22 protein-coding genes and 1 rRNA gene are annotated in these 26,222 nt (G+C 70.0%); 15 read left to right on the forward strand and 8 right to left on the reverse strand.

The features are described 5' to 3' along the window. A 5S ribosomal RNA gene (rrf, locus tag VF665_RS26075) occupies positions 1-82 on the forward strand; the annotation flags it as partial. Positions 83-494: 412 nt separating this feature from the next. Continuing rightward, the gene (locus VF665_RS21355) at positions 495-989 is read left to right on the forward strand and encodes a plastocyanin/azurin family copper-binding protein (protein ID WP_331055495.1); all 495 of its coding nucleotides are present in this window, start codon (positions 495-497) and stop codon (positions 987-989) included. A gap of 81 nt (positions 990-1,070) precedes the next feature. Here the strand turns inward: VF665_RS21355 and VF665_RS21360 are convergent, their stop codons facing one another. Next, on the reverse strand, positions 1,071-1,367 hold the full coding sequence (locus tag VF665_RS21360) for a metal-sulfur cluster assembly factor (RefSeq protein WP_331055496.1): 297 nt from the start codon (positions 1,365-1,367) through the stop codon (positions 1,071-1,073). Positions 1,368-1,524: 157 nt separating this feature from the next. Here VF665_RS21360 and VF665_RS21365 point away from each other — a divergent pair, with 157 nt between their 5' ends. The 5 genes from VF665_RS21365 to VF665_RS21385 all read left to right on the forward strand — a co-directional run bounded on the left by VF665_RS21365 (position 1,525) and on the right by VF665_RS21385 (position 7,875). Further along, positions 1,525-2,631, forward strand: a complete 1,107-nt coding sequence (locus VF665_RS21365) for an ATP-dependent 6-phosphofructokinase (RefSeq protein ID WP_331055497.1) — start codon at positions 1,525-1,527, stop codon at positions 2,629-2,631. 284 nt (positions 2,632-2,915) lie between these two features. Beyond that, the gene (locus tag VF665_RS21370) at positions 2,916-4,277 is read left to right on the forward strand and encodes a sensor domain-containing diguanylate cyclase (RefSeq protein WP_331055498.1); all 1,362 of its coding nucleotides are present in this window, start codon (positions 2,916-2,918) and stop codon (positions 4,275-4,277) included. A 221-nt stretch (positions 4,278-4,498) separates the two neighbouring features. Then, positions 4,499-4,801, forward strand: a complete 303-nt coding sequence (yhbY, locus tag VF665_RS21375) for a ribosome assembly RNA-binding protein YhbY (RefSeq protein WP_331055499.1) — start codon at positions 4,499-4,501, stop codon at positions 4,799-4,801. A 113-nt stretch (positions 4,802-4,914) separates the two neighbouring features. Next, a complete protein-coding gene (locus tag VF665_RS21380; protein WP_331055500.1) occupies positions 4,915-7,263 on the forward strand; it encodes a prolyl oligopeptidase family serine peptidase in 2,349 nt (782 codons plus the stop codon). A gap of 321 nt (positions 7,264-7,584) precedes the next feature. Continuing rightward, positions 7,585-7,875, forward strand: coding sequence for a hypothetical protein (locus VF665_RS21385; protein WP_331055501.1), 291 nt, complete (start codon positions 7,585-7,587; stop codon positions 7,873-7,875). 279 nt (positions 7,876-8,154) lie between these two features. Here VF665_RS21385 and VF665_RS21390 read toward each other — a convergent pair whose 3' ends face one another. Both VF665_RS21390 and VF665_RS21395 read right to left on the reverse strand, forming a co-directional pair. Then, positions 8,155-9,249, reverse strand: a complete 1,095-nt coding sequence (locus VF665_RS21390; RefSeq protein WP_331055502.1) for a hypothetical protein — start codon at positions 9,247-9,249, stop codon at positions 8,155-8,157. Between the two features lie 512 nt (positions 9,250-9,761). After that, complete coding sequence (locus VF665_RS21395; RefSeq protein ID WP_331055503.1) at positions 9,762-10,277, reverse strand: LEA type 2 family protein; 516 nt, start codon at positions 10,275-10,277, stop codon at positions 9,762-9,764. A 264-nt stretch (positions 10,278-10,541) separates the two neighbouring features. Between VF665_RS21395 and VF665_RS21400 the strand changes: the two genes are divergently transcribed. The 4 genes from VF665_RS21400 to VF665_RS21415 all read left to right on the forward strand — a co-directional run bounded on the left by VF665_RS21400 (position 10,542) and on the right by VF665_RS21415 (position 14,933). Next, complete coding sequence (locus tag VF665_RS21400; RefSeq protein ID WP_331055504.1) at positions 10,542-11,465, forward strand: ferritin-like domain-containing protein; 924 nt, start codon at positions 10,542-10,544, stop codon at positions 11,463-11,465. A 12-nt stretch (positions 11,466-11,477) separates the two neighbouring features. Continuing rightward, positions 11,478-12,377 carry a hypothetical protein gene (locus tag VF665_RS21405; protein WP_331055505.1) on the forward strand — a complete coding sequence of 300 codons (900 nt, stop codon included), beginning with the start codon at positions 11,478-11,480 and terminating at the stop codon, positions 12,375-12,377. A 389-nt stretch (positions 12,378-12,766) separates the two neighbouring features. Next, positions 12,767-13,507, forward strand: coding sequence for an SURF1 family protein (locus VF665_RS21410; RefSeq protein ID WP_331055506.1), 741 nt, complete (start codon positions 12,767-12,769; stop codon positions 13,505-13,507). Positions 13,508-13,598: 91 nt separating this feature from the next. Beyond that, positions 13,599-14,933: a CBS domain-containing protein gene (locus VF665_RS21415; RefSeq protein ID WP_331055507.1), complete on the forward strand. Its 1,335-nt coding sequence runs from the start codon at positions 13,599-13,601 to the stop codon at positions 14,931-14,933. Between the two features lie 169 nt (positions 14,934-15,102). Here VF665_RS21415 and fabF read toward each other — a convergent pair whose 3' ends face one another. The 5 genes from fabF to VF665_RS21440 all read right to left on the reverse strand — a co-directional run bounded on the left by fabF (position 15,103) and on the right by VF665_RS21440 (position 21,342). Next, a complete protein-coding gene (gene fabF, locus VF665_RS21420) occupies positions 15,103-16,359 on the reverse strand; it encodes a beta-ketoacyl-ACP synthase II (protein WP_331055508.1) in 1,257 nt (418 codons plus the stop codon). A gap of 57 nt (positions 16,360-16,416) precedes the next feature. After that, positions 16,417-17,070, reverse strand: coding sequence for a response regulator transcription factor (locus VF665_RS21425; RefSeq protein ID WP_331055509.1), 654 nt, complete (start codon positions 17,068-17,070; stop codon positions 16,417-16,419). 86 nt (positions 17,071-17,156) lie between these two features. After that, a complete protein-coding gene (locus tag VF665_RS21430; RefSeq protein ID WP_331055510.1) occupies positions 17,157-17,894 on the reverse strand; it encodes a cytochrome c biogenesis CcdA family protein in 738 nt (245 codons plus the stop codon). Between the two features lie 487 nt (positions 17,895-18,381). After that, entirely contained in the window at positions 18,382-19,134 is a 753-nt protein-coding gene (locus VF665_RS21435; RefSeq protein ID WP_331055511.1) for a hypothetical protein, read from the reverse strand. A gap of 717 nt (positions 19,135-19,851) precedes the next feature. Further along, the gene (locus VF665_RS21440; protein ID WP_331055512.1) at positions 19,852-21,342 is read right to left on the reverse strand and encodes a nitronate monooxygenase; all 1,491 of its coding nucleotides are present in this window, start codon (positions 21,340-21,342) and stop codon (positions 19,852-19,854) included. 896 nt (positions 21,343-22,238) lie between these two features. On the opposite strand from VF665_RS21440, the gene hemQ reads away from it, so the two are divergent. From hemQ to VF665_RS21460, 4 genes are all read left to right on the forward strand, one after another. Further along, entirely contained in the window at positions 22,239-23,045 is an 807-nt protein-coding gene (gene hemQ / locus VF665_RS21445; protein WP_331055513.1) for a hydrogen peroxide-dependent heme synthase, read from the forward strand. Between the two features lie 153 nt (positions 23,046-23,198). Next, complete coding sequence (locus VF665_RS21450; RefSeq protein ID WP_331055514.1) at positions 23,199-23,981, forward strand: ABC transporter permease; 783 nt, start codon at positions 23,199-23,201, stop codon at positions 23,979-23,981. Beyond that, positions 23,978-24,805, forward strand: coding sequence for an ABC transporter ATP-binding protein (locus VF665_RS21455; protein WP_331055515.1), 828 nt, complete (start codon positions 23,978-23,980; stop codon positions 24,803-24,805). The genes VF665_RS21450 and VF665_RS21455 overlap by 4 nt, the downstream gene beginning before the upstream one ends. Next, positions 24,802-25,899: an MlaD family protein gene (locus tag VF665_RS21460; RefSeq protein WP_331055516.1), complete on the forward strand. Its 1,098-nt coding sequence runs from the start codon at positions 24,802-24,804 to the stop codon at positions 25,897-25,899. The genes VF665_RS21455 and VF665_RS21460 overlap by 4 nt, the downstream gene beginning before the upstream one ends. Positions 25,900-26,222 lie beyond the last annotated feature (323 nt).

A 26,222-nucleotide genomic window follows, 5' to 3' on the forward strand; every position in this document is an offset into this window, starting at 1 on the left:
CATCCCGAACTCGGAAGTGAAAACCCGCTGCGCGGATGGTACTGCCGGGGCCACCCGGTGGGAGAGTACGGCGCCGCCGGCCTTACATTCAGAACCGCCCGTCCCGAGCATCCGTGCTCGGGGCGGGCGTTTCTGCGTTTGCGCCCCAACGGCGGCGCGAGCCTCTTTGTCGTCCCGCTGCGCAGTACCCGGCGCCCAAGTGCCCGGTGCCAAGTGCGAAGTGCCAAGTGCCAAGTGCCAAGTGCCAAGTGCCAAGTGCTCGGTGCCCCTCTGCGGTTCTTCCGTGCACCGCCGTGCTACCTCCGTGAGAGACGCGGTTCACGGATTCTGATGGTTGTCGGGGATTTCCTGACACACGCGGTCAGAACGTAGGGCGGGGGCGTACGCGCAGAACAGGGATTTCGCATTGTCGCTCCGTTGGCCGGGGCCTATCTTATACGGCGTACAGGCGGTTGCGCCTGCGCCTCGTTCTGAAAACCAGGAGATTGATCAAGATGGCGATTCGCGATCTGATGAAGCTGCCCGTGCTTGGGCTTGTTGCGCTTGCGGCCGCCTGCGGCGGCGGCGAGGGCAGTGACACCGCGGCGACGACGAGCGAGTCCGCGCCCACCACCGCCACCGAGGCTCCGGCGACCCCGGCTCCGGCCCCCGCGCCGGCTCCGACCGCGGGCACCGGCACGGTGCACGACGTCAAGATGGTCACCACGCAGGGCGGCGCGTCCGGTGAGTTCCAGCCGACGCAGATCACCGTCAAGCGCGGCGACAAGATCCGTTGGACCATGGCCGACGGCCAGGCCGCGCACAACGTTTCGTTCACGCTGGCGCAGGGCAACCCGGCCGGCTTCACGCCGCCCGCCGACAGCCCGCTGTACTCGGCGGCCGACCAGACCTACGAGATTCCGGCCGACTGGGCGCCGGGCACGTACAACTACGTCTGCATGCCCCACGCGGGCATGGGCATGAAGGGCAGCATCACCGTTACCGAGTAACCTACTCGGCCGGTCGTACACAAAGAGGGGGAGCCGCTCGCCGCGGCTCCCCCTCTTTCGTATCGGCTCCCGGCCCGCCGCTCAGAGGCCCAGGGCGGCGCGAATGGTGGGGTTGATGCGGTCCGCCGTCCACGGCGGGCTGAAGGTGAGCTCCACCTCGGCGTGCTCCACCCCGGGAACGCTCTCCACCGCCTCGCGCGCCTGCTCCAGCAGCTGGCCGGCCACCGGGCACCCCGGCGAGGTGAGCGACATGGTGACGTCCACCCGCGGCCCGTCGATCCTGATGTCGTAGATCAGACCCAGCACCACCAGGTCCAGGTTCAGCTCCGGGTCCTTGACCTTGCGGAGCGCTTTCTTGATTTCGGCTTCGGTCGCCATCGTAGTTCCTGTGCCCGCGGAATGCGCGGCTCCGGCCGCGCGTGGCAGACCATACCCGCGGCGCGCCGGGCTGTCAACCCGCCGCGCGGTTGCCGCCACGCGGGAGTCTCGTATCTTTCCCCCCGCCAGACTCCCCCTTTACGACCCGCGGAGAACGATGAGCGAGAGCAGCACGCCCACGGTGCGCAGGATTGCGATCAACACCGGCGGGGGCGACGCCCCCGGGCTGAATGCCGTGATCCGGGCCGCCACGCTGGCCGCCCTGAGCGAGGGGTGGGAGGTGTACGGCATCCGCCGCGGCTACATGGGGCTGCTGGAAGACGTGGTGGACGACGAGCCCGGCGTCTTTCCCCTCACGGCCAACGCGGTGCGCGGCATCACCCACCTGGGCGGCACCATTCTGGGCACCACCACCCGCGGAAACCCGTTCGGCCTGGAGGTTCGCCAGCCGGACGGAACGTGGGGCAAGGTGGACCGCTCCAACGAAATCGTGGACCGCTTCCGCGAGCGGGAGATCGACGCGCTCATCGCCATCGGCGGCGACGGGTCGCTCAGCATCGCGCACGCGCTGCACCTCAAGGGGCTCCCCGTGATCGGCGTGCCCAAGACGATCGACAACGATCTGAGCGCCACTGACATGACTTTCGGCTTCCAGTCCGCGGTGGAGGTGGCCACGGACGCCATCGGCCGGCTGCACTCCACGGCGGAGGCGCACCAGCGCGTGATGGTGGTGCAGCTGATGGGGCGTCACACGGGGTGGATCGCGCTGGAGTCGGGGTTGGCGGGCGGCGCGGACGTCATCCTCATCCCCGAGATCCCGTACGACATCGACCGCATCGTGGAAAAGGTGCGCGAGCGCGACCGGCAGAAGCGGCGGTTCAGCATCGTCGTGGTGGCCGAGGGCGCGCGGCCGGCGAACGGGGAGGCGAGCTTCGCGGACGCCACGGGGCGGTACGGCGGCATCGCGGAGCGCCTGGCCAGCCAGATCGAGGCGGCCACCGGCAAGGAGGCGCGCGCCATGGTGCTGGGCCACATCCAGCGCGGCGGCGAGCCGATTGCGTTCGACCGCAGCCTTTCCCTGCGCTTTGGCGCGGCAGCGGTGCGCTGCATCCGCGAAGGGAGCCTGGGGACCATGGTGGCGCTGCAGGGCAACCACATTCGCGCGGTGCCGCTGGGCGACGCCATCCGTGACCTCAAGCGGGTGCCGCTGGATTCGGAACTGGTGATGTGCTCGCGCCAGCTGGGGATCTCCTTCGGCGACTGATCCGGAGTCTCGCGTTCTGCCGCGTTCACGGCGGAATCCAAGGCCCGGAGCGCGCGTCCAACGCCGCGCGGGATGCGCTGGAGAGACAGAAGTGGCGTGCGCGCATGGAGTTGCGTGATGCGGCGGGGCCGTCCCGGGGGACGGCCCCGTTTTCGCTTTCGGGCTTGTGAGATCGCGTGCACCGCTGTTAGGATTAGTTCCTGCAGTAGCAGCGATGTAACAGTCCTCGCCGGCGCCTTTCCATCCGCCGGCCTTTCCGCGGTCCCCGCTCCCCCCTCGCCCAGATGCCGGTACGCTTGGAAGCGCCGCTCCGTCCGCGGCTCGTGGAGGAGGGACGATCCGCGGCCGTGGACCCGGCGGCAGCCGTCCTGGCGTTCGCCTCCATCCCCCTCGCCGAGAGCCCCGACGCCACCGCAGCCGCCTGCGTGGACGCCGTGCGCGCGCTGACGCACGGCCCCGTGCGGCTGCTGGTGCCCACGCGTCCCGTGCCCCTGGCCGTGGGCGACCCGGCGGACGGGCTGGTTCCGGTGCTGCGCTTTCCGGCGGGCGGGGGTGAAGGGGAGCTGCTGGCGAGCCCGGAGGCCGCGGCCACCTCGCCGCGCCTGCTGTCGCAGATTTCGCAGCAGCTCGCGCGCGTGTGGGCGGTGCAGCAGGCGCGCGCGGAGCAGACGCTGGAGCTGGACCAGCTCCGCTTTCACCTGGGCGCGCTGCAGCAGGTGGCGCGCACGCTGGCGGTGGTGCGCGGCGCCGACGAAACGGTGCGGCTGGTGCTGGACTCGGTGGGCGAGGTGTTCTTTGCGTGGTGGGCCGCGCTGTACCACACGGACGGCGAGCAGTACACCTGCCGCGCCGTGCGGTCGCTGCGCGGCGAGTCGGTGGCGTTCGCCATCCCCGCGCGGGTGGTGAACGTGATCACCGGGCCCGGCCGGCCGCCCGTCATTCCGCCGGAGGACGCGGAGATCCGCGACCACGTGCCGGCGGAGGTGGCCGTGGTGGCGCCGCTGGACTTTGGCGACGGCGGGGCGGGGCTGCTCATTCTGGGGCGGCGGATGACGGAGGCGCCGTACGAGGCGCACGACTTGGCGCTGCTGCGCGCTCTGGCGGACTCGTCGGCCATCGCGCTTCGCAATGCGGAGCTGCTGGACCGGCTGCGCGCGCAGGCGACTATCGACCCGCTGACGGGGTGCCACAACCGCCGCGGCTTTGACGAGATCCTGGAGCGCGAGATGTCGCGGGCGCAGCGCTACGGCCGCCCGCTGTCGCTGGTGCTGCTGGACATCGACCGCTTCAAGAGCATCAACGACGACTTCGGGCACGAGGTGGGCGACCACGCGCTGCAGCGCATCGGCCGCGCGGTGCGCCACGCCTTTCGCAGCACCGACAGCGCCTGCCGCTACGGCGGCGAGGAGTTCGCGCTCATCTTTCCGGAGACGGCGCGCGACGAGGCCACGCGCCTTGCGGAAAAGATGCGCGTGCTGGTGGAGCAGCTTCCGCCCACGGCGGAGGTGCCGCGCGCGCTCACGGCCAGCTTTGGGGTGGCCGCCTTTCCCGACGACGCGGCCACCATCCCGGACCTGATCCGCGCGGCGGACCGGGCGCTGTACCAGGCCAAGACGCGCGGACGCAACCGCGTAGAGACGGCCTGACGGTTTTCGGTGCATCCGCTCTCTCAGCGAGGCCCCGTCGTGAATGGCGGGGCCTTGTTGCGTCTGCCCGATTCCAGGGCCGGTTCACGCGGAGGACGCGGGGGTAGCGGAGGGTCGCGGGGGAACTGCGGGGAGCGGGCCGGGCGGCGTCTCGTCAGGGCGGGCGCGGGGCGCTATCTTTGGCGCCGCAGAGGAATCATCACATCGAAGGCGGACAAGCCGTGGAAATCACTCCCAAGCAGCGCGCGCACCTCAAGTCCCTGGCCCACCACCTCAAGGCCGTGGTGTTCGTCGGCAAGGAAGGGGTGAACGACCAGACCATCCGCTCGCTGGAAGAAGCGTTCAACACCCGCGAACTGCTCAAGGTCAAGGTGCTGGAGGCTGCGCCCCTGGACGTGCGCGACGGCGCCCGCGAACTGGCGGAGCAGATCCCCGGGAGCGTGGTGGTGCAGACCATCGGCCGCATTGCCGTGCTGTACCGCCCCGATCCGGAAAAGCCGGAGATCCAGCTGCCGTCCGCCTGATTCGGACGGACAACCCGGTGGATGGCGAACGCGCCCGGCGGCTTGTACCGCCGGGCGCGTTGGCGTAAACTGCCAGCATTCTTAGCACCCCCATTCCCACCCCCGGATTCCTGATGACGCGTTCCTTGTTTCGCGGCGCGGCGTGCGGCGCCGTTCTGCTGGCGGCCTGGGCGTCGCCGGCGCGCGCGCAGACCGCCGCGAACGGCTTTGACCTGTCCGTACGCAACATCATGCGGGGCCCCGAGCTGGTGGGGCGCTCGCCGGACGAGGTGCGCTGGTCCGAGGACGGCCGCTGGGTCTACTTCCGCTGGCGCAGCCCGGAAGCGCGCGACACCGCGACCCACGTGTACCGCGTCGCCGCGGCCGGGGGCGCGCCGCAGCTGCTGGCGGACTCCGTGGCGGACCGGGTGATGCCCGCCGCCTCCGGCGCGTGGAGCCGCGACCGCACCCGCCGCGCCTCCGAGCGCATGGGCGACGTGTACGTGACGGACGTGAACGGGCGCGAGCGCCGCATCACCGACACGCCCACCCGCGAGCGCATGCCCGAGCTGTCGCGCGATGGGCGCACCGTGTTCTTCGTCTCCGGCAACAACCTGTGGTCCGTCCCCGTGGAGGGCGGGGCGCTGCGGCAGCTGACGGACATCCGCACGGAAGCGGCGCCCCGGCCGCCGGAAACTGCGGGGCAGCGCGGCGCCCTGCGGCAGGACCAGACGGAATTGTTCGACGTGGTGCGCGACCGCGAGGAGGAGCGCCGGCGGCGGGAGCAGGTGGATTCGCTTCGCGCCACCGTGCGCCCCGCCTACATCGGGCGCAACATGTCCGTGAGCAGCTTCGAGGTGTCGCCCTCCGGCCGCTACCTGATGCTGGGCATCAGCGAGAACATCGAAGGCGCGCAGCAGACCGTCGTCCCCTATTGGGTCACGGAGAGCGGATACACCGAGCCGCGCAACGTCCGCAACAAGGTGGGCGACGTGCAGGGGATCGAGCGCGCCGCCATCCTGGACCTGCAGACCTCCCGGCTCGCGTGGATCCAGCCGGACAGCGCGCACACGGCGCGAAAGGTGTCGCTCACCACGCTGGCCTGGGCGCCCGGCGAGGACCGCGCGCTGGTGATGGGCGTTCCGTACGACTACAAGGCGCGCTGGCTGTACGTGGCGGGAACGGATGGCCGGCTGACGCTGGTGGACGAACTGCGCGACACGGCGTGGGTGGGCGGCCCCGGCCTGTTCACCGCGGACTGGATCACCGACGACCGCATCTACTTCGTCTCGGAGGCCAGCGGCTACGCGCACCTGTACACGCGCGCGCTCAACGGCGGCGCGGCCACCCCGGTGACCTCCGGGCAGTGGGAGGTCACGGACGTCGTGCTGACGCCGGACCGCCGCACCTTTCTGATCACCACCAGCGAAACGCATCCCGGGGAGCGGGCGCTGTACTCGGTTCCCGTCACCGGCGGCACGCGGACGCGCATTACCCCGCTGGCGGGCTGGACGGAAAGCATCCCGTCCCCCGACACGCGCTGGCTGGCGCTGCTGCACTCCACCAGCAGCACGCCGCCGGAACTGTACCTGATGCCCAACCGCCCCGGCGCCCAGCCGCGGCAGATCACGGAGTCGCGCACGGCCGAGTTCCGCCGCGGCCCGTGGATCCAGCCGGAGGTGGTGAGCTTTCGCGCGCGCGACGGGCAGATGGTGTACGCCCGCATCTACCGGCCGCGCGACGTGGGCGCGCAGCCCAACGGCGGCGGCGTCTTCTTTGTCCACGGCGCGGGGTACCTGCAGAACGCGCATCGCGGATGGAGCACGTACTTTCGGGAGTACATGTTCAATCACCTGCTGGCCTCCCGCGGGTACACGGTGATGGACGTGGACTACCGCGGGTCCGCCGGCTACGGCGCGGCGGTACGCACGGGGATCTACCGCCACATGGGCGGGCTGGACCTGACCGACCACGTGGACGCCGCGCGGTGGATGGTGCAGAACGAGGGCGTGGACGCGAAGCGCGTGGGGCTGTACGGCGGATCGTACGGCGGGTTCATTACCCTGATGGGGATGTTCACCGAGCCGGAAACCTTTCGCAGCGGCGCCGCCCTGCGCTCGGTGACGGACTGGGCGCACTACAACCACTGGTACACCAGCCGCATTCTGAACCTGCCGCAGACGGACACGCTGGCCTACCGCCGCTCGTCGCCCATCTACTTTGCCGAAGGGCTGCGCGGCGACCTTCTGATGGCGCACGGCATGGTAGACACCAACGTGCACTTTCAGGACATCGTGCGCCTGTCGCAGCGGCTGATCGAGCTGGGCAAGACCAATTGGGAGCTCGCCGTGTACCCCGTGGAGGACCATGCCTTCGTGCGCGCGGACTCGTGGACGGACGAGTACCGGCGCATCTACGAACTGTTCGAGCGGACGCTGCGGCCGGAGTCGCCGGGACTGCCTGTGGGGAACAGCAGGGAATAGGGAATAGGGAATAGGGAATAGGGGGGATCAGGAGCGGGGCCCGGGGCGGATCGGCGCTTCGGGTCTCGCTCTTTTTCTTCGATGAAAACGCCAGTTCTTTCGCGGTTGATGATGCGGGGCAGGTTTTTTGGCCCGGTGATTGCCTGAGGGGGACGCAACCCGGGGCGATCCGCGGATGGAGACGAGCTCGGGGGCGTGGTAGGTAGTTGTGGGCAAAGCGGTTAGCGAAAACGGTGGCACGAGGTCTGCTTTACAGACGGGCACGAAAAACGAATCAAGATGGCGCAGGCCATTCGAAGGAACCCGGAAGGAGAGGCCGCTATGAACCGGATCGACAAGGAGCTCGCGGATTCACTGCCGCAGCCCAAGGGCCCGTTCACCGACGCCGAAGCGCTGGAACTGCTCATGGCGTACCGGAAGGATCCTTCCAATGTGCCATGCCCGCTCTGCGGCCCCGACACGGTCGAAGTCCTGGCCTTCATTGAGCCGGAAATCGATCCCAACGGGTTTGCCTCGGTGACCAATCCCGAGGGCGAATACGCGGCGGCGCTCTACTGCCATCAGTGCTTCAGGGCGGTGGGCATCCTGGCCGGGACCGGCAAGGAAGCCTGACCCAGGGGTGGGGACCGCGGTCCGCCAGGGCCGCGGAGCTGGACCCGCACGGCATTCGGGGGGATGTCCGTGCGGGAGGGGTGAAGGGGGAGTTGCAGGACACGGGTTGGGGGACCCGTGAGTTGGTGAGGGTTGGTGCAGGACACGGGTTGGGGGACCCGTGAGTTTCATGAGGGATGGTTTGAGGGGATGTTTGTCCGGGGGGACAGTGAGAAAGGGAGCGCTTCGGCGCTCCCTTTCTCATTTCCGCCCCCATCCTCTGCCGCCACCGCCGCGCGCTCACTCCTCCGGTACATGCGCGCGGCTGTCGAAGCCCAGGGCGTCCATCAGCCGGTTGAAGAGCACGGGCGGAAGGTGGCCGCCGGAAGCCTGGTCGTGGCCGCGGCCAAAGCTCGCCTCGTCTTCGGCGCCGATATCGGGGGCGCGCAGCAGGGCGGGGAGCACCAGGTCCTTGCGCGCCGTCCGCGAACTGAACGCGACGATCCCCGGCAGGTAGCCGCGGTTGGCCGCGATCACCGCGTTCTTCGCCAGCCGCGTGCGCCACTGCTGGGCGATCAGCGGATGGATCTGCGCGCCACTGTCCAGCGGAATGAGCGCCCACAGCTTGTCCGCGGAAAAGACCGGCCCCACGCGCCGCGCGATGGCCAGTTCCTCCTGCACCTGCGCCCGGTAGCCGCGCAGCCGGTCCGCGCCCAGCGCGTCGTCCTCCACGATGGCGCGGGGGTGGTCCGCCGTCATCATCATCCGCAGCGGCGTGCCTACGTCGAACTCGCGGGCACGGCGCGCGGCGTTGGTGAGCGACACGGCCTCGCGCAGCCACTTGCCGCTCCACCGCTTGCGCATGGCCGGCAGCGCGTCCCACGGCGCCTTCTCCCCCAGGTCGCCGATGGTGCCTACCGCGGCCAGCCAGCCGAGGTCGTCCACGTCGGCCAGCGGCGCCAGCAGTTCGTACGCCAGCCAGGCGGAGGCGGGGATGGGATCCCATCCGTAGGCCGAGATGACGGTGCCCTCGCCCGGCTCGCCCTCGGGCCGGTGGTGGTCCACGTACATCGTCGGAACTCCCGGGAGCACCCCGGCGCGGTGCACACCCAGGTCCGTGACGATCAGCGCGTCCGGCCGTAGCGCCGCCAACCGCCCCCGCGCCACGTCGCTGAACGCGTTTTCTCCCCGACCCGAATGGACGACGCTCACGTCGGTGAAGCCCATCCGCCGCAGCCCCCGCCCGAACAGCGCGCCCGCCGACAATCCGTCCGCATCGAAGTGGCAGAACACCACGATGCGCGCATCCGCCGCCAAGCCGCTCAGAAACGCCTCGGCCCGCGCCCGCGCCGGGCCCAGCGCGTCGTGGATGGGAATCGCGGTCGCGGTCTGCATCGGAGGTCGATCTAGGGTTTGTCGAGAGGACGGCGGGGATGCAACGGGAGTACCACGATCCGCGATTGCCGGATGCCAGAACCCCGCGGGAGGATCGCTCCCGCGGGATTCTGCCGTTTATCACTTCGGGGGCGCGTTGTCGCGGGGACCGCCAGACTCCTTCCCCTCTTGTTTTGACGGCCAATTGGGTTGCGGGGACTCCTGCTTGCCGTCACCTGAGGCCCCACCCGTCTGGGTTCCACCCTGCGCTGGTGTCGTCGGCTCTGCCATGAGTTTATCCTCGCCTGTCCCTCTAGTCTGGGCAGGTGCGAGGAACTGAACACCAAGGACTCCAGGCGGAGCATGCCCGCTCCCCTGACCGGCATAACCCGTTCCGCAGGCGACATTCCTCTCTGTAACAATGCACTGGGCACTTGGAACTGGGCACTGGGAACTGCGCACTCAACAGCCGAGCCGGCCCCCGTGTGGAGGCCGGCTCGTCATGTCCCCCACAGCCCGCGGCGAGGAGAGCGCTATCGTGCCACCCGCAGACTGCCTTCCAGCAGCTGCGTGGGGCCAAAGCTGGGCTGGCCCAGCAGCCCCGCATCCACCGCCACCGTGCCGTTGAGCGCGTAGCGGATCGGCTGGCCCGTGAGCGCGCTCTGCGCCACGTTCGCCAGCCCCGGCACGTCGCTGAAGCTCAGCACGACGTCCAGCGGAATCACGCTTTCGCCGTTGGCCTGCATGGGCACGCCCAGCGGAAAGCTGACCGCCGCCGCGCGTTGCCCGCCCAGCGCCAGGTTGCCCACGACGCGCGTCAGCGTGAGGCCCACCGGGTTGGGGTTGCGCACGCGGGCGTACAGCCGGATGGCCGCGCCGCCCGTGGGGCGGTCCCGGGACGGGCCCAGCAGCCGCAGCTGGGCCTGCTGCGCGCCCTCGACCTGAAAGGAGGGCGCCTGCAGCACCTGGCCCAGCCCGCCCAGCCCGGCGCAGCCGGACAGCATGACGACCGCCGCCGCGGCGATCGTGGATCGAATCGCAAGCATCATCGGATGCATCTCCCGGAAGTCAGGATCGGTGTTTCCGTTATCTTTCAGAAACGTGCTTCGCTTCGCGCCGCAAGCCGTTGCCCTTCAACTGTATGCAACAACGGCGCCCGTGCGGCGCGGCGGGCGCGGAGGGGCGCAAAACCCTGTGCGGGCCAGCGATTGCGCCGCTGGAACGTCTCGTGCATCCACGGCCCGGCCCGAGCCACGCCGTCCGGTGTGGGGGGAGCAGGGAAGTAACACGGGAATCGCACCAAGGAGGAAGCGGTGGACACCGATACGACGCGCCTGGACGCGGGGCACGTGCCGGCGGCCACGGCCGAGATCCTGGACGGGTTGAACGACCTGCTCCAGCTCGACCATGATGCCGTAGGCGCATACCAGATCGCGATGGAGAAGCTGAAGGACCGCGACCACGCGGCCCAGATCGCCGGCTTTCTGCGCGACCACGAGCGCCACATCCGCGAGCTCAACGAGCTGATCACGGAGCTGGGCGGCACGCCCAAGAACCAGCCGCACGCCACCGGGCCGTTCAAACTGGCGCTGCAGAGCCTGGGTGCGCTGGCCGGCGACCGCGGCGTGCTGATGTCCTTTCGCCACAACGAGCTGCAGACGCGCGCCAAGTACGACTCGTACGCCTCCAAGGCCAACATGTGGCCCACGCACATCAAGCGCGTGGTGGACGGCGCGGCGCTGGACGAGGAGCGCCACTACCGCTGGGTGGCCGACGTCATGAAGTCGTTGGGCTGGGGCGACGGCGAAGGGCCCGAGCTGGACGCCATCGACGCGGCGCGTGAGCGCGCCGCAGTGGGCGCCGGCGCGCTGAACCAGGCACGCGAGCGCGTTACGGACGTGGCCGGGCAGGTGCAGGAGCGCGTAGCCGGCGTGGCCGGGCAGGCCCGCGAGCTGTCCGGGCAGGCGCGCGAGCGCGTGGTGGACGCGGCCGACGCGGTGCGCAACCGCATCAGCGGCATGATGGGCCACGGCCACGCGGGCGAGCGGCCGGGCGCCTACGCCGACGCGGCGCTGGGCGACGGCACCTACACTACGGAAACGGACCGCATCGCCGCCCTGCGTGGCCGGGCGCTCAGCGCGGGAGAATCGTTCGAGCACCGCTACCACGAGCGGCCGCTCCAGACGCTGGCGATCGCCGGGATCGCCGGCTTCGTCATCGGCCGTCTGCTTCGCTAAGGGGAGAATCCAATGGCTGACCTTCACGTGACGCGGCGGGACGACGAGTCCGATCCCGACGCCACGCTCGCCGACGGGATCGCCCCCGCCGGCCGCATCACCGAGCCCGACCACCTGCTGGAGGCGCACACGCACGCCGGCACGCCGGGCACCATCGCCCAGGTGGACGACCCCGAGCTGGCGCGCATGCAGATTGAGCATACGCGCGCCCGCATGTCGGAAACCATCGACCAGATCGAGGACGCGCTGGTCCGCAAGCGCGCCCAGGTGGAGGAAAAGCTGGACGTGATGGCGCCGGTGCGCCGCCGCGTGCGCGACAACGCCTGGCCCATGCTGGGCGGCGTCTTTCTGGGCGGGCTGATCCTGGGGTTCCTCACCGGCGGCGACGACGATGAGGACGACGACTACGACGACGACCGTCCCCGCAAGCGCCGCAAGGGGCGCAAGGGCGGCCGCGCGCGGTCGGCGGTGAGCGAGTTCGGCATGGACCAGGACCGCGAGCAGGTGGAAGCCTACGGCGGCTACTACCAGGAGCGCGCCGAGCTGTGGGAGCGCCGCGCCCGCCGGCTGATGGACGTGGCGAACCAGCAGGAAGCCGAGCTGCTGGTGCTGCGCGGCCAATCCGAAGAGTTGGAGCCCGCCCCGCGCCGCGGCCGGTTCAGCCTGCGCCGCTCGCGTACCGCCACGGTGCGCCGCGGCGGCTACGACGGCATGCCGCTGGACGAGGCGGATTCATACAGCGCCGGGCCGAGCGGGTACGGCCGGTACGCCAACGACTACGCCGGATCGGGGATCCTGGACGCGGACGGGCTTCCGATCCGCGCGGAGGACGACCTGTACTCCGACGGGCTTCCCGCCCGCGGCGAGGACGACCTGTACGGCGGCCGCGATCCGCTCCCGTCCCCCATCTGATCGCACGGGGGGCGCGCATCGCGTCATCGGGGCGCCGGCCACCTGGCCGGCGCCCCGATTTTCTTCGTTCTCCATCCCCGAGAAAGTCCTCGCGGGTGGCCGGGCCCGCCGCCGGGCGAATGGATTCGCCGCAACAACGGCGGAAAGTCCTCCCAAACGGACGGGGGGACTTCACCTGCACGAACCGGCAGGTTCCCGGGTGACTGTTCGGCTTCGCGTCCGCCCCGACGGACCGGCGGAAGTGTCAGCGATCAACCCGGTCTGCGTCGTGTCGTTCATAACCCGCGCTCGTCCGATCGCGCGCGGCCGTGCACGGCGTGTCGGGTGGGCGGCGAGGGCCGTAGATTCAGGGCGTCGCAACGCGAGTCCTCCGCATCCCGTTGATCGTCGTGAAGTTTTCTGCCCGCGGCGTGGCCGCCGCCCTGTTCGTCGTCGTCGTCGCCGGCGTGTGCGTGCGGCTGGGGTTCTGGCAGCTGGACCGCCTGGCCCAGCGCCGCGCCCGCAACGCCGCCATTGAGGCCGCCACCCGGCTGCCGCCCCTTACGCTCACCCCGGCGCGGTTCGACTCCATGCGCGGAGACCCGCAGGCGTACGCGTGGCGCCGCGTGCGCGCGGCCGGGCGGTACGACCACACGCGCGACCTGGTGCTGCGGGGCAAGGCGCGCGAGGGGATGCCCGGCGTACAGATCGCGACACCGCTGATCCTGAGCGACGGGCGAGCGGTCGTCGTGCTGCGCGGATGGGCCTCATCCCCCGACGCGGGGACGGTGGATGCGCGGGCGCTGCAACTGCGGAATCCCAACGTGGAGGTGGAGGGGCTGCTGCAGCCCATCGGCGCGGAGGCGGACCGCGGGCTCCCGGCGGCGGGGCGCGCGGGGGCGGACACCACGTGGCGGCGCCTGAACCTGCTCGCGCTGCGGGACCGCCAGCCCGGGGTGCAGCTGCTTCCCCTCAGCATCCAGCGGCTGGACACGGACCGGTCCGACGATCCCGCCGCCGCGCTTCCCATGCCGGAGATCTCGGAAGGGAGCCACCTGAGCTACGCGGTGCAGTGGTTCAGCTTCGCCTTCATCGCCGTCGCGGGCTTTCTGATCGTCGCGTTCCGCCGCAAGCCTCGCCCGGCGCCCTGACGGGGTATTCGTCTTGCAACGGCCCCCGTCTCCTGTCTCCAGGCGGGGAACGGGTGGGGATCGCAGAAACGCAACGACGAGGAGGCGACGCATGGCACGCTACGGACGCGAGTACGGCCAGGACGACAGCGACTTCGGCATGGGCCAGGGCGGCGGGTACGGCGGTCGCCCGGCGCGCGGCGGCGGGTATGGCGGAGGCGAGTACGGCGGCATGGGCTCCGACTCGGCGCCGCAGTCCGGCGGCCGCAGCGACTTTGGCCCAGGCGGCGGTGCGTACGACAACGACTTTGACGCGGGCCGGGGCGGCTACGGCGGCCAGGCGTTCGGCATGAACCGCAGCTACGGCGGCGGCGGCTCGCAGTACGGCGGCTACGGCGAGGACACCGGCTTTACCAACAGCGGCCAGGGCTACGGCGGCGGATCGTCGGGCGGCGGCTACGGCGGCGGCTCGTCCGGTGGCGGCTACGGAGGCGGGTCCTACGGCGGAAGGGAGTACGGCAGCCAGGGCGGCGGCGGCGGATACGGATACGGCGGCGGGCAGGGCGGATACGGCGGATACGGGTACGGCGGCGGCACGGCCGGCCAGAACTACGGCGGCTACGGCGGCGGCTGGACGGAGGGCGACACCCCCGGCGCCCGCCAGGGCGGCGGCTACGGGCAGCAGTCCGGCGCCCAGCAGTCCGGCGGCCAGGGCGACGAGTTGCGCCGCATGCGCGCGTCGGAGGTGATGACGGACAATCCGGAAACCGTCACCCCCGACACCACGCTGGCCGACGCCGCGCGCAAGATGCGCGACCTGGACGTGGGCATCATCCCCGTGGTGGAGAGCGAGAGCAGCAAGCGCCTGCGCGGCGTGCTGACGGACCGCGACATTACCATCCGCGCGGTGGCCGAGGGCAAGGACGCCCAGACCACCACCGTGCGCGACGTGATGACCACCGAGGTGGAGACCTGCAACAAGAACGACTCGCTGCGCGAGGTGATGAACCTGATGCAGCGCGAGCAGGTGCGGCGCGTCCCCATCACCGACCGCGAAGGCCGCCTCGTCGGCATCATTGCGCAGGCGGACCTGGCCACCGAGGTGGACAGCGACGCCGGCCAGCGCAACTTCGCCAACACGGTGGAGCAGATCTCCGAGCCCGGCCACCCGCGCAGCCGCGGCGGCGTGAGCGGGGGCGGACGCAGCAGCCAGAGCCGCGGCGCCAGCCAGGGCGGCTGGGGCGCATCGGCCGGACGCAGCAGTGGTGGCACGGCGTCCTCCGGCCGGTCCACCGGCGGCTACGGCGGCTCCACGGGTGGGTCGACGGGGAGCCAGACCACCGGCGGCACCAGCGCCACCGGCGGGTACGGCGGCAGCAGTTCCGGATCGGACGCCGACACCGGCGGCCTGGACTCGGGCGGAACCGGGGGCCTCGGAGAGGTCTGACGGACAAAGAAGAGAGGCCCGGGTGACCGGGCCTCTCTTCTTTTGCGGACTGTGGTGTGGCGGAAGATCTGGTGTGCAAGTGCCCAGTGCTCAGGGCCCAGTGCCCAGAATCGGGACCTGTGCCGGTCTCCCTGGGCACTCGGCACCGGGCACTGGGCACTTCTTTTCTCTACTCGTACCTCTTCAACACCAGCGTCGTATTCGCCCCGCCGAAGCCGAACGAGTTGCTGATGACGACGTCCAGCGCGGCCTTGCGGGCCGTGTCGGGGACGTAGTCCAGGTCGCACTCCGGATCGGGGTTCCGCAGGTTGATGGTCGGCGGCATGATGCCCTCGTGCAGCGCCAGCGCGCACACCGCGGCCTCGATGCTGGCGCTGCCGCCCAGCGCGTGCCCGATCATGGACTTGGTGGAGGAGACGGCCAGCCGGTCCGCGTGCGCGCCGAACACCGAGCGGATCGCCCGCGTCTCCGCCCGGTCGCCGACGGGCGTGGACGTGCCGTGCGCGTTGATGTAGTCCACCTGCTCCGGCGCGATGCCGGCGCTGCGCAGGCCGCGCGTCATGGCCAGCGCGGCGCCCTCGCCGTTGTCCGGCGGCGCGGTGATGTGGAAGGCATCCGCGCTCATCCCGAAGCCGATCACCTCTGCCAGGATCGGCGCGCCGCGCTCGCGAGCGCTTTCCAGCTCCTCCATCACCAGAATGCCGCCGCCCTCCGCGTGCACAAAGCCGTTGCGCGTGGCGTCGAACGGGCGCGACGCGGTCTCCGGGCTCTCGTAGTCCGTCGCCAGCGCGCGCGCCGCGGCGAACCCGCCAAAGCTGATGGGGGTTAGGCAGGCTTCCGTGCCGCCGGCCAGCATCATCTTCGCATCGCCCCGCTGGATGGCGTGAAAGGCTTCGCCGATCGCGTGGTTGCTGCTGGCGCAGGCAGAGACGGGCGCGTAGCTGGGGCCGCGCGCGCCGGTGCGGATCGCCACCTGCCCCGCGGCCAGGTTGATGATGCTGGCGGGGATGAAGAAGGGCGACACGCGGCTCAGCGTCCCCTTCTCACGCGCCGTGTCCGCCGTCTCCATGATGCTGATGAGCCCGCCCATCCCGGAGCCGATGATCGTCCCGGTCTCCACCGGGTCGGGGACGGGGCCCAGCCCGCCCAGGCCGGCGTTCACCATGGCGTCGTGCGCCGCGACCAGGGCGTACTGGATGAACCAGTCCATCCGCCGCGCGTCCTTGCGGTCCAGCACCGGCTCGGGGCTGAAGCCCTTCACCTCGCCGGCGATGGCGATCTCCGGCGCCAGGCCGGGAAGCTCGCACCTGGTGAGCGGCCCCACGCCGGACCGCCCCGCCTTGACCCCCGCCCACGTTTCGGCGGCGGTGTTGCCCAGCGCCGAAACCAAGCCGACGCCCGTGATGACGACCCTGCGCTGCTCCACGCTCCGCGCCCTGTCTGGTGATGTCCGGGTGGATGGATACTCGTGTGGCGGAAACCGTCAGGCCTTCAGCAGCCCGCGCTGCAGCGCGAACTTCACCAGTTCGCTGCGGTGGTGCAGGTTCAGCTTTTCCATGATCCGAGCGCGGTAGGTGTCCACCGTCTTGGGGCTGATGAACAGCTTCTTGCCGATTTCGCTGCTGCTGAACCCCTCGACCGTAAAGCCGAGCACCTCGCGCTCGCGCTCGGTGAGCTTCTCGATGGGGTCCTCCACCCCGGGCTCCGCCTTCTGCTTGAGGCCGCGCAGGAGGAGCTTGGCGCCGGACGGGTAGAGGAACACGTCGCCGGACGCCACCGTGCGGATGGCCTCGATCAGCTCCTCGTCCGCGCTGCGCTTGTTGACGTAGCCGCTGCCGCCAGCCTCCAGCACGGGGAGCAGATGTTCTTCCTCGCCGTGCATCGTAAGGACGAGCACGCGGGCGGTGGTGCCCAGCGCGGCGATCTGCCGCACGGCTTCCAGCCCGCCCATCCCGGGCATCGACAGGTCCATCACCACCACGTCGGGGCGCAGTTGCGGCACCTTCATCACCGCTTCCTCGCCCGTTCCCGCCTCGCCCACCACCAGGAACCCCGGCTCCGCCTCCAGCAGCGCGCGCAGGCCGGCGCGCAGCACGGCGTGGTCGTCCACCAGCAGGATGCGGATCGCGGAAGCCATGAAGTGTGTGGGGTGAGGGAGAAAAACGGAACCGCCGCGGGGCCGAATCTGGCCCGCGGCGGCTCAAAACGCAAGTGTTTGCGCCATTACAGCTTGCCTGAAAGCCACGCGGGCGTCCATCCCGCCATCGTCTGCGACATGGCTGAAAAGTGGCCCAGCAGCATCAGCAGGCCGATGACCACCAGCAGCCCGCCGTTGATGCGGTTGATCCACTTGAGCCAGCGGCGCAGCCCCCGGAACGCCACCAGAAAGCGGTCGATGAGCAGCGTGCTGAGCAGAAACGGGATCGCCAGCCCGGCGGAGTAGACGAAGAGCAGGCCGATCCCCTGTCCCATGCTGGCGCGCGTGGCGGCTAGGGTAAGGATGCCGCCCAGCACCGGCCCGATGCACGGCGTCCACCCCGCGCCGAACGTCACTCCCACGGCCACGGTGCCCAGGTACCCGGCCGGCTTGTGCGACAGGTGCATGCGCCACTCGCGGCCAGCGCCCGGAAGCCGCAGCAGCCCCAGCAGATACAGCCCGAACAACACCAGCAGCGCGCCGCCGATGCGCTCCACCCAGGTGCTGGCGTAGCGCATCAGGCTGCCCAGAAAGGTGGCCGACGCGCCCATGATCATGAACACCGCGGTGAACCCCGCGACGAACAGAAGGCCGTGCACCAGCGCCGTGCGGCGGGTGCGGCGCTCGTCCGTGGACAGCTCGTCCAGCGTCATGCCGGTAATGAACGTGGCGTAGCTGGGCACCAGCGGCAGCACGCACGGCGACAGAAAGCTGAGCAGCCCGGCCGAAAAGGCGACGAACAGGCCGAGAGACTGGGATTCCATGCGATTCGGTCCTGGGGACGGCGGTTGCGCCCGTGTGTACCCCGCAGGGCCCGCCGGGGTCTGCGTGGATGGGCCGCCAACGATACGAACATCGCCGGTCACGCGCGATGCGGCAATCAGCCCCGGCGCGTGGGGAGAATCCGGACGCGGGGGAAACGGCCGCGGAGGGCGCAAACGGTGGCGCGGGGGACGGTGCGGCGGCCGTCGCCGGGCCTCGAAGGCCCCACCCGCGGCCCCTCCCCGTGCAAACTGCGCACGGAGAGGGGAGAAACCGAGCCGGACTCCAAGGGCTCGTGCAGTTGAAGCCCGATCGTGGACGCGTCAGCGGCCACGAGTCGGGGCTTACCGCTTCTGGAGCGGCGGATTCATCCGCTCAGGGAGGCCGGGGACGCAATCAATCTCACGCCGCGAGCCCTTTCCGGCGGCCCACGATCCCCACGTAGTTCTCCGCCGTGACGATCCGGTCGTCGTCGCAACGGACGGGGAGTTACCCGGGTTCGCAGTAGGCGGTTACGGGTGTCACGGACGTGATGGTCACCGGGGCGTCCTTGCGCACCAGATACTCGGAGGCGCCGTAGCGCGGCGAGCCGGGGTGCCAGTTGTAGGTATACCCCAGCCTCGTCCACGGGTATCCGAGCCCCGGCTGGTCCGCACCGCGGTCGGGATAGCCGTTCGGAACCTGCCACGAGGAAAGCATCTGGTTCGCCATCCACACCCGGTGCGCGGTATCGGCGCTGGCGGGAAACTTGAGCCCGCATTCCGCGGACGGACCCTCGGGGCAGGGCCAGGCGGTGGTCACGGCGGGATCGACGGTGGGGCGGAACATCCACGCGGCCGGCACCGTGATTTCCACGAAGTATCCCACGGAATCGGTGGGGTGCAGCCCGAGAAGCTGGCGCAGGCGCATGGGCACCTCCTCGTCCGCCCACCGCGCGCACGAATCGCGGACCTCCGGCGCCACCGTGACCCACGACTCGCGCTGCATCTGCTGCGGCCCCGTGGACGGATTCCAGCGCCCCACCGTCACCACGCGCACGTTGCCGGCGGCATCCGGGAGCGCCGGTTTCAGCGGCAGCACGTTCTCCGGTGAGTACATGGCGGAGTTTGCCATCGCCTGCGCGTACGCCCGCGCGACGGGATCGGCGCGGCCCACCGGTGCGGGGCCGGCGGGCAGGGTGGCCTGCGTGCACGCGCCCAGGACCGCCAGCGACGCGGCCGCGAGGTTTCGGAGCATGGACATGGGGAGCTTGCGGAGTGGCGGGAAGGGAAGAACCCGCCGACAAGAAGCGCTCCGCCCGCCCGCCGCGCAAGCCCGATCGCTCGGACGCGACCTGCGGCGCGCGCCGATCCGTTCGCCGGGTCGGTTGAAGCCCTGATCGTGGACGCGTCAGCGGCCACGAGTCGGGGCTTCCCGCCCTTCGAGGGGCGGATTTATCCGTTCAGGGAAGGTGGAGGACGGTCCGGTGCACTTCGGATAGTGCCGCTCATGCAGAGAGGCCCCCTCTCCCCGGCCCTCTCCCCCGCTGTCGCGGGAGAAAGGGAGACCTCAGCGCGCGGGCGGCTTTCGGTGCCTGGAGCGGGCTTTCGCTTGGCCGCCGCTGGGGGCCCCACCTCCGACCCCTCCCCGTGCAAACTGCGCACGGAGAGGGGGGGAATTCGCACCAGGGCTACAGGTCGCGCAGGGGCAGCCTCACAGCTGTATCGTGAGGCTTTCAGCGGTTGTTGCGGCGAGTTTACTCGCTCAGCCCACATCGGACCGTCCGCCCCGTGCAGGTGAAGTCTCCCCGTCTGTTTGGGGAGACTCTCCGTTGTTGTTGCGGCGAATTCATTCGCTCAGCCTGGGCCGGCATAGCCATCGGAGAAAGCCGCCGATCAGCCCCCGCCGTCCGCCATCACGGAAACGAAACGGGCCCCGCGACCGGAGTCGCGGGGCCCGTCAATCCATCCGAAAAGCCGGTCAGGTCGCGGCGGACTGCCGCGGCACCGACATCGACGGCATGAAGCGGCGCACCTCGCGCAGCCCGCTCATCAGGTAGTCGATCACCTCGCCGGCCGTGTAGCCCGACCGGTCGCTGCCAATGAAGCGGCGGATGTTCTTGAGCTCGTCGCCGCTGGTGATCAGCGGGGCCTCCACGCTGCCGTCCGAGCGCCGCTGGGCGTGCCCCACGGTGGCGAACAGCGCGTTGCACAGGCACTTGCGGCCCTCGGTGTTTTCCACCGTGCCGCCCTTCTTGACGTACGTGTCCACCGGCTCGGCGGCGCAGCGGTAATCGATGCGGCCGTCCGGGCGCTTGTACGCCTCGCGCAGGTAGCCCAGGTCGCACACGCGCTTGCGCGCGCCGTACGTGGCGGGATCGGCCATGGTGCCGCCGATCTGCACCACCTTGAACGGAAAGCCCGTGGGCGACGCGCGCCCGTCGGTCAGCACGTCGATGCGGTCTTCCTGCGCCTGGCGAATGACGTCGGCCTTGAGCTCCGGCGTGACGCCCGACTCGTCGGCGTAGGCGAACAGGGTGCCCACCTGAATGCCCGCCGCGCCCGCGTCCAGCGCGGCCTGCAGGCGTTCCGGCGAGCCCGCGCTCCCGGCCAGCCAGAAGGGGAGCCCGTGGTCCTTCATCTTTTCCAGGTCCACCACGTCGCGCTCGCCGTACACCGGCTCGCCGCGCTCGTTCAGCACCAGGTCGCCGCGCGGCGGTGCGTTGTGCCCGCCGGCCGTGGGCGCCTCGATGATGAACCCGTCCACCCGCCCCGACGCCTTGCGCACCAGCATGGTGGCCAGCGAGTTGGAGGCAATGATGGGCAGAAAGAAGGGCCGCTTCATCTGCATGGGCGGCGTGGGCGAGTGCACGCGCGGGTCAAAGCTCAGCAGCGCGGTCTCGTCCTTGGCCAGCCCTTCGACGTCGAACTTCATGCTCGCCGGCTCGTGCGCGGCAAAGCGGTCCAGCACGCCCGGAATGTCCTTGGGAATGCCGGCGCCCATCAGCACGTAGTCCACCTGGGCCAGCATGGCGCCGTAGATGGTGGCCAGGTTGGGCATCTGCACCTTGGTGAGCAGGTTGATGCCCACGGGCCCGGAGTGCCCTTCCTTGGCCAGCCACACTTCCACAAAGGAGGCGAGCACGGTGAGCTGTTCGCGCACCTTGGTCACCACCTGGCGGTACATGGGGATTTCCTTGTACGCCTCGCCGTCCGCCAGCCCCTCGGGGCGGAAGTACCGGTTGAGTACGTCCGTGCACACGTCGGGGAAGGGGAACGCCTCCATGGCGCGGCGGATGTGCCCGCCCACGTCGCCGTCCTGCAGCCGCCGGATCATCAGCGAATCCACGCAGGTGCCGGAGACCACGCCCATCTGGCCCCGAAGGGCGACGGCCTTGGCCAGCACCCAGTTCGAGACGCCGACCCCCATGCCGCCCTGAATGATCAGCGGGTGCGTGACGGATGCAATCATATCCTTGCCGGGCACACGGTTCCGATTCCGGCGCCCCTGGCCTCCCGAGATGCCGGGTGGTCAGGGTCAAGCTGCTGGAATCAAACGACTTAGCGGTTTTCGGATCGTTAAAGATGAGCGCTGTTCATCCTTCGCGCAAGTCCCGCGCCGTTTCCGCCGTCGAATGCGCAATCCTCGCCGGATTCCGTAAACCATCGAACTGCAAGGGCTTACTCGAGTGCCGGACAACGGCGGCGGGCTCGCCGGTTTCTGTATACACGGGGCAGGCAGGGTGAGCGACTGAAGCCGCCGCAACGACGGCGGATAGTCTCCCCAAACAGACGGGAGACTTCACCTGCACGGGCCGGACTCCAGGGCGGCCCCCACCCGGGCTCGCATTACTCGCCCACCCTCCCCCAAAACAGACCAAAAAAGACTGGGGGAGGGTTGTTGCGGGCGGAGGGTTCGGAGCGGGCTGCGTCGCCCTGCCCGCAGCTGGGCTGAGCGGATGAATCCGCCGCAACAACGGCTGAAAGCCTCACGATACAGCCGTGAGGCTGCCCCTGCGCGACCCGCAGCCCCGGTGCGAAGTCTCCCCTCTCCGTGCGCAGTTTGCACGGGGAGGGGCCGGAGGTGGGGCCCCCAGCGGCGGCCGAGCGAAAGGCCCGCCCCGGTGGTGCCGAAGGCCGCCCCCGCGCTGAGGACTCCCTTTCTCCCGCGTCAGCGGGGGAGAGGGCCGGGGAGAGGGGGCCTCTCCGCGGCGAGGCACCGTCCGCAGCGCAACGAACCGCCGTTCTCCCCTCTCCGTCCCTTTGCTCTCGCCCCGGTTCGCCCCGCGGCGTATCTTCGCCGCTGGAAAGCGCGCGCCGCGCAACGGTCCGGCGCCGCGCACGGATGAGTACCCGGGAGAGGGACTGATGTCGCAGATCGCACCGGCCACCCTGGAGGGGTGGTACGCGCTTCACCAGGTGTTTTCCATGGACTGGGCCGCGCTGCGGGCCGCCGGCCCCGGCGTGCGGGAGAACGTGGCGGGGGCCGCGCGGGAACTGTTCGCCGACCTCGCCACGGGGCCGGACGGCACCTGGAGCGCGCCGTTCCGCCTGGCGGGCGGGGGCGCGGACTGGCTGTTCGTGCACTTTCGCCCCACGCTGGACGAACTCGCCGACGTGCAGCGCCGCGTGAGCGACAGTCCGCTGGGCGTGTACCTGCGCCGCGAGTACGACTACCTGAGCATCACCGAAGCGGGGCTGTACCATGCCACGGCCGAGGCCGCGCGCGAGCACAAGCCCGGCAGCGACGAGTTCAAGGCGCACATCGGCGAAGCGCTGGCCGCCGAGGGCGCCTCCGCGCACGTCCGCAGCCGCCTGTACCCGCAGGTGCCCGAGGGGATGCGCTACGTGTCGTTCTATCCCATGTCCAAGCGCCGAGCGGAAGGCGCGAACTGGTACGCGCTCCCCGTGGAGCAGCGCAGCCGCCTGATGCGCGAGCACGGGATGACGGGGCGCACCTTTGCCGGGCGCGTGTTTCAGGTGATTACCGGCAGCGTGGGGCTGGACGACTGGGAATGGGGCGTGACCCTGTTCGCCCGCGACCCGCTGGAGTTCAAGCGCATCGTGACCGAGATGCGCTACGACGAGGCGAGCACGCTGTACGGGGAATTCGGCCGGTTCTTTACCGGCATCCGATTTGCGCCCTCGGACTGGGCGAAACACCTCGGCGTGTAGCAACCCGGGGCTTCAGGCTGCCGGCGGCGGGTCCCACGGGGCCTGGTCCCCCCACGCGGGACCGGGCTCGCCTGCCACCGGCCCTTTTCGCGCACACACCCTCCGCTCGCTTCGTTCTGGCCGAAGGGGGCGGAGTGATCGTACATTCTCCGCATGAACTGGATCTCCCCCTTTGAAGCCGTAGGCCGCGGCACCATCGGCGTGCTGTCCGACTTCGGTCGGTTCAGCGGCTTTGTGGCGCACACCGGCGCGGCGCTCGCGGACGTGCGCACCTGGCTGTCGCTCACGGCCGGGCAGATGCGCAAGCTGGGGGTGAACTCGCTCCCCATCGCGCTCTTTCTGTCCGCCTTCACGGGCATCGTGCTGGCGCTGCAGGCGTCGTACACCTTTACCGGCGCCATTCCGCTGTACTTCGTGGGCACGCTGGTGGGCAAGACCATGATGCTGGAGCTGGGCCCCGTGCTCACCGGGCTCGCGATGTCGGGCCGCGTGGGCGCCAACATCGCGGCCGAGCTGGGGACCATGCGCGTGTCGGAGCAGATCGACGCGCTGGAAACCATGGCGTACAACCCGCACTCGTACCTGGTGCTGCCCCGGGTGATCGCGGGAACGCTCATGGTGCCCATCATCGTCACGTTCAGCAACGTGATCGGCATCGCCTGCGGATGGATTACCGCCATGCAGATGCTGGACATGAGCAGCCAGCAGTTCGTGCTGGGGCTGCGGCTGTTCTACGATCCCTTCGACATCACGTACTACCTGATCAAGTCCGTCAGCTTCGGCTTCGTCATCACCATCCTGGGCTGCTACCAGGGGTTCTACACCGAGGGCGGCGCCGAGGGCGTGGGCGTGGCCACCACCCGCGCGGTGGTGCTGGCCAGCGTGATGATCCTGGTGCTGGACGCCTTCTGGGCCGCCACGCTGCTGAAGACGTGAGCATCGAACTGATCGATGTGCACAAGTCGTTCGGCCCCAAGAAGATCCTTCGCGGGCTGAACCTGGAGGTGCGGGAGGGGCAGACGGTTTCGCTCGTCGGCTTTTCCGGCGCGGGCAAGTCGCTCACGCTCAAGCACATCGCCGGACTCATGCGGCCGGACCGGGGCAGCATCAAGGTGGACGGGCACAGCATTCCGGACCTGTCGCGCCCGGACCTGTACCGGCTGCGGCTGGACATGGGGTACGTGTTCCAGTTCGCCGCCCTGTTCGACAGCATGACCATCGCCGAGAACCTCGCGATGGGGCTGATCAAGAAGGGCGGAATGACCGACGCGCAGATCCGCGACCGCGTGGCGGAGTCGCTGGACCGCGTGGGGTTGTCCGGCTTTCAGGACCGGTATCCGTCGGAGATGTCGGGCGGGCAGCAGAAGCGGGCGGGGCTGGCGCGCGCCATCGCGTACCGCCCCAAGTACCTGCTGTACGACGAGCCCACGAGCGGGCTGGACCCGGTGACCACGGAGGTCATCGACCGGCTGATCCTGAAGATGAAGGAAGACCTGGGGGTCACCAGCCTGGTGATTACCCACGACATGAAGAGCGCGTACAACATCAGCGACCGCGTGGCCATGCTCTTCGAGGGCCGGGTCGTGGAGGAGGGATCGCCGGAGGAATTCCAGCGTTCCAGCCACCCGCTCGTGCGCGGCTTCGTGGAAGGGCGTCCGGAGATGATCGAGGATGCGCAGCGGCAGATGGAGGCAGACGCCGCGACGGGCGGAGACGGACACCACGGGCGCGGGCGCGGCTCGCAGGGGAGGCATGCATGAGGTTCAAGAACGAGGCGGTCGTGGGGCTGGTGGTGATCCTGGGGATCATCACGGCCGTGGCCGGATCGGTGTGGCTGAGCGGACAGAGCTGGGGCGCGGCGCAGCGGGACCTGAGCGCCGCGTTCAGCGACGTGGGCGCGCTTACGGAGGGCAACGCGGTCAAGTACCGCGGGGTCAAGGTGGGGCGCGTGAGCAAGATCGAGCTGTCGCCCCGCGGCACGGGGGTGTACGTCACCATGGGGGTAGACCCCACCGTCACCATTCCCCGCGACGCGGCGGTGCTGCTTTCGGCGGAGTCCATGTTCGGCGACTGGCAGGCGGAGATCGTGCGGCAGAGCGACTTTCCGGACCTGGTGTTCACCTCGGCGCCGCGGCGCGACGTGCTGCCGGGCGCGGCGCTCCCGGACATTTCGGAGCTGACCGCCGTGGCGGCGCGCATCGCCAGTGACATCGAGACGCTGTCCACGCGCATCCAGATCGCCTTCACGCCCGAGACGGCGGTCAAGATCCGGCAGACGATCGAGAACGTGGAAGGCGTTACGGAGCAGCTGAGCGGGTTCGTGGACCAGCAGACGCGCACCTACGGGCAGGTGGGCACCAACGTCCTCGCATCGACGGAGAACATCCGCCTGGCGACGGCGGAGGCGCGGCAGACCATGGCGGACGTGCGCAGCAGCCTGCAGGGCGGCGACGTGCAGCAGATTTTGGCCAACGCGCGCCAGGCCAGCGCCAACCTGAACACGCTCAGCACGCAGCTGTCCACGGCGGCGTCGGGCATGCCCGGGCTGCTGGCGCGCACCGACACCACCATTGCCGCCTTCGGCGCCACGGCCACAGCGCTGAACCAGACGATCACCGGGCTGCAGCCGGGCCTCGCGGAGATCGGGCCGACGGTGGCGGAAACGCGCACGCTGATCACCAACTTCAACACGCTGCTCACCAACCTGCAGAGCAACCAGGGGAGCATCGGGCGGCTGATGACGGACCCGGCGCTGTACGAGGAAACGCAGCGGCTGATCGTGACCATGCAGCGGCTGATGGCCGACATTCAGGCGAATCCGGCGAAGTACATCGGGGAGCTGCAGATTTTTTGAGTGCGGGGGACAGAAGTACGAGAGTACGAAAGTACGAGAGTGCTTGACGGACCTGGATTCTCGCAGGCGACGGGATGAGTGGAGGGTGGCGGGGCAACGATCAGGCGGTTGCCCCGCTGTTTTTTGAGACGGCGGATGGATAGGGGTTGATGTGGGTGGCGGAGCCCGGGGCGGCCCCCGGCACCACCGGCCCACCCTCCCCCAAAAAAGACTGGGGGAGGGTTGCCGCGGCGGAGGGTTCGGTGTTGGGGGCGGGGCTGCTGAGCGAGTAAACTCGCCCCAACAACGGCTGAAAGCCTCACGATACGGCTGTGAGGCTGCAT

This window comes from Longimicrobium sp. (assembly GCF_036387355.1).
Classification (GTDB): domain Bacteria; phylum Gemmatimonadota; class Gemmatimonadetes; order Longimicrobiales; family Longimicrobiaceae; genus Longimicrobium.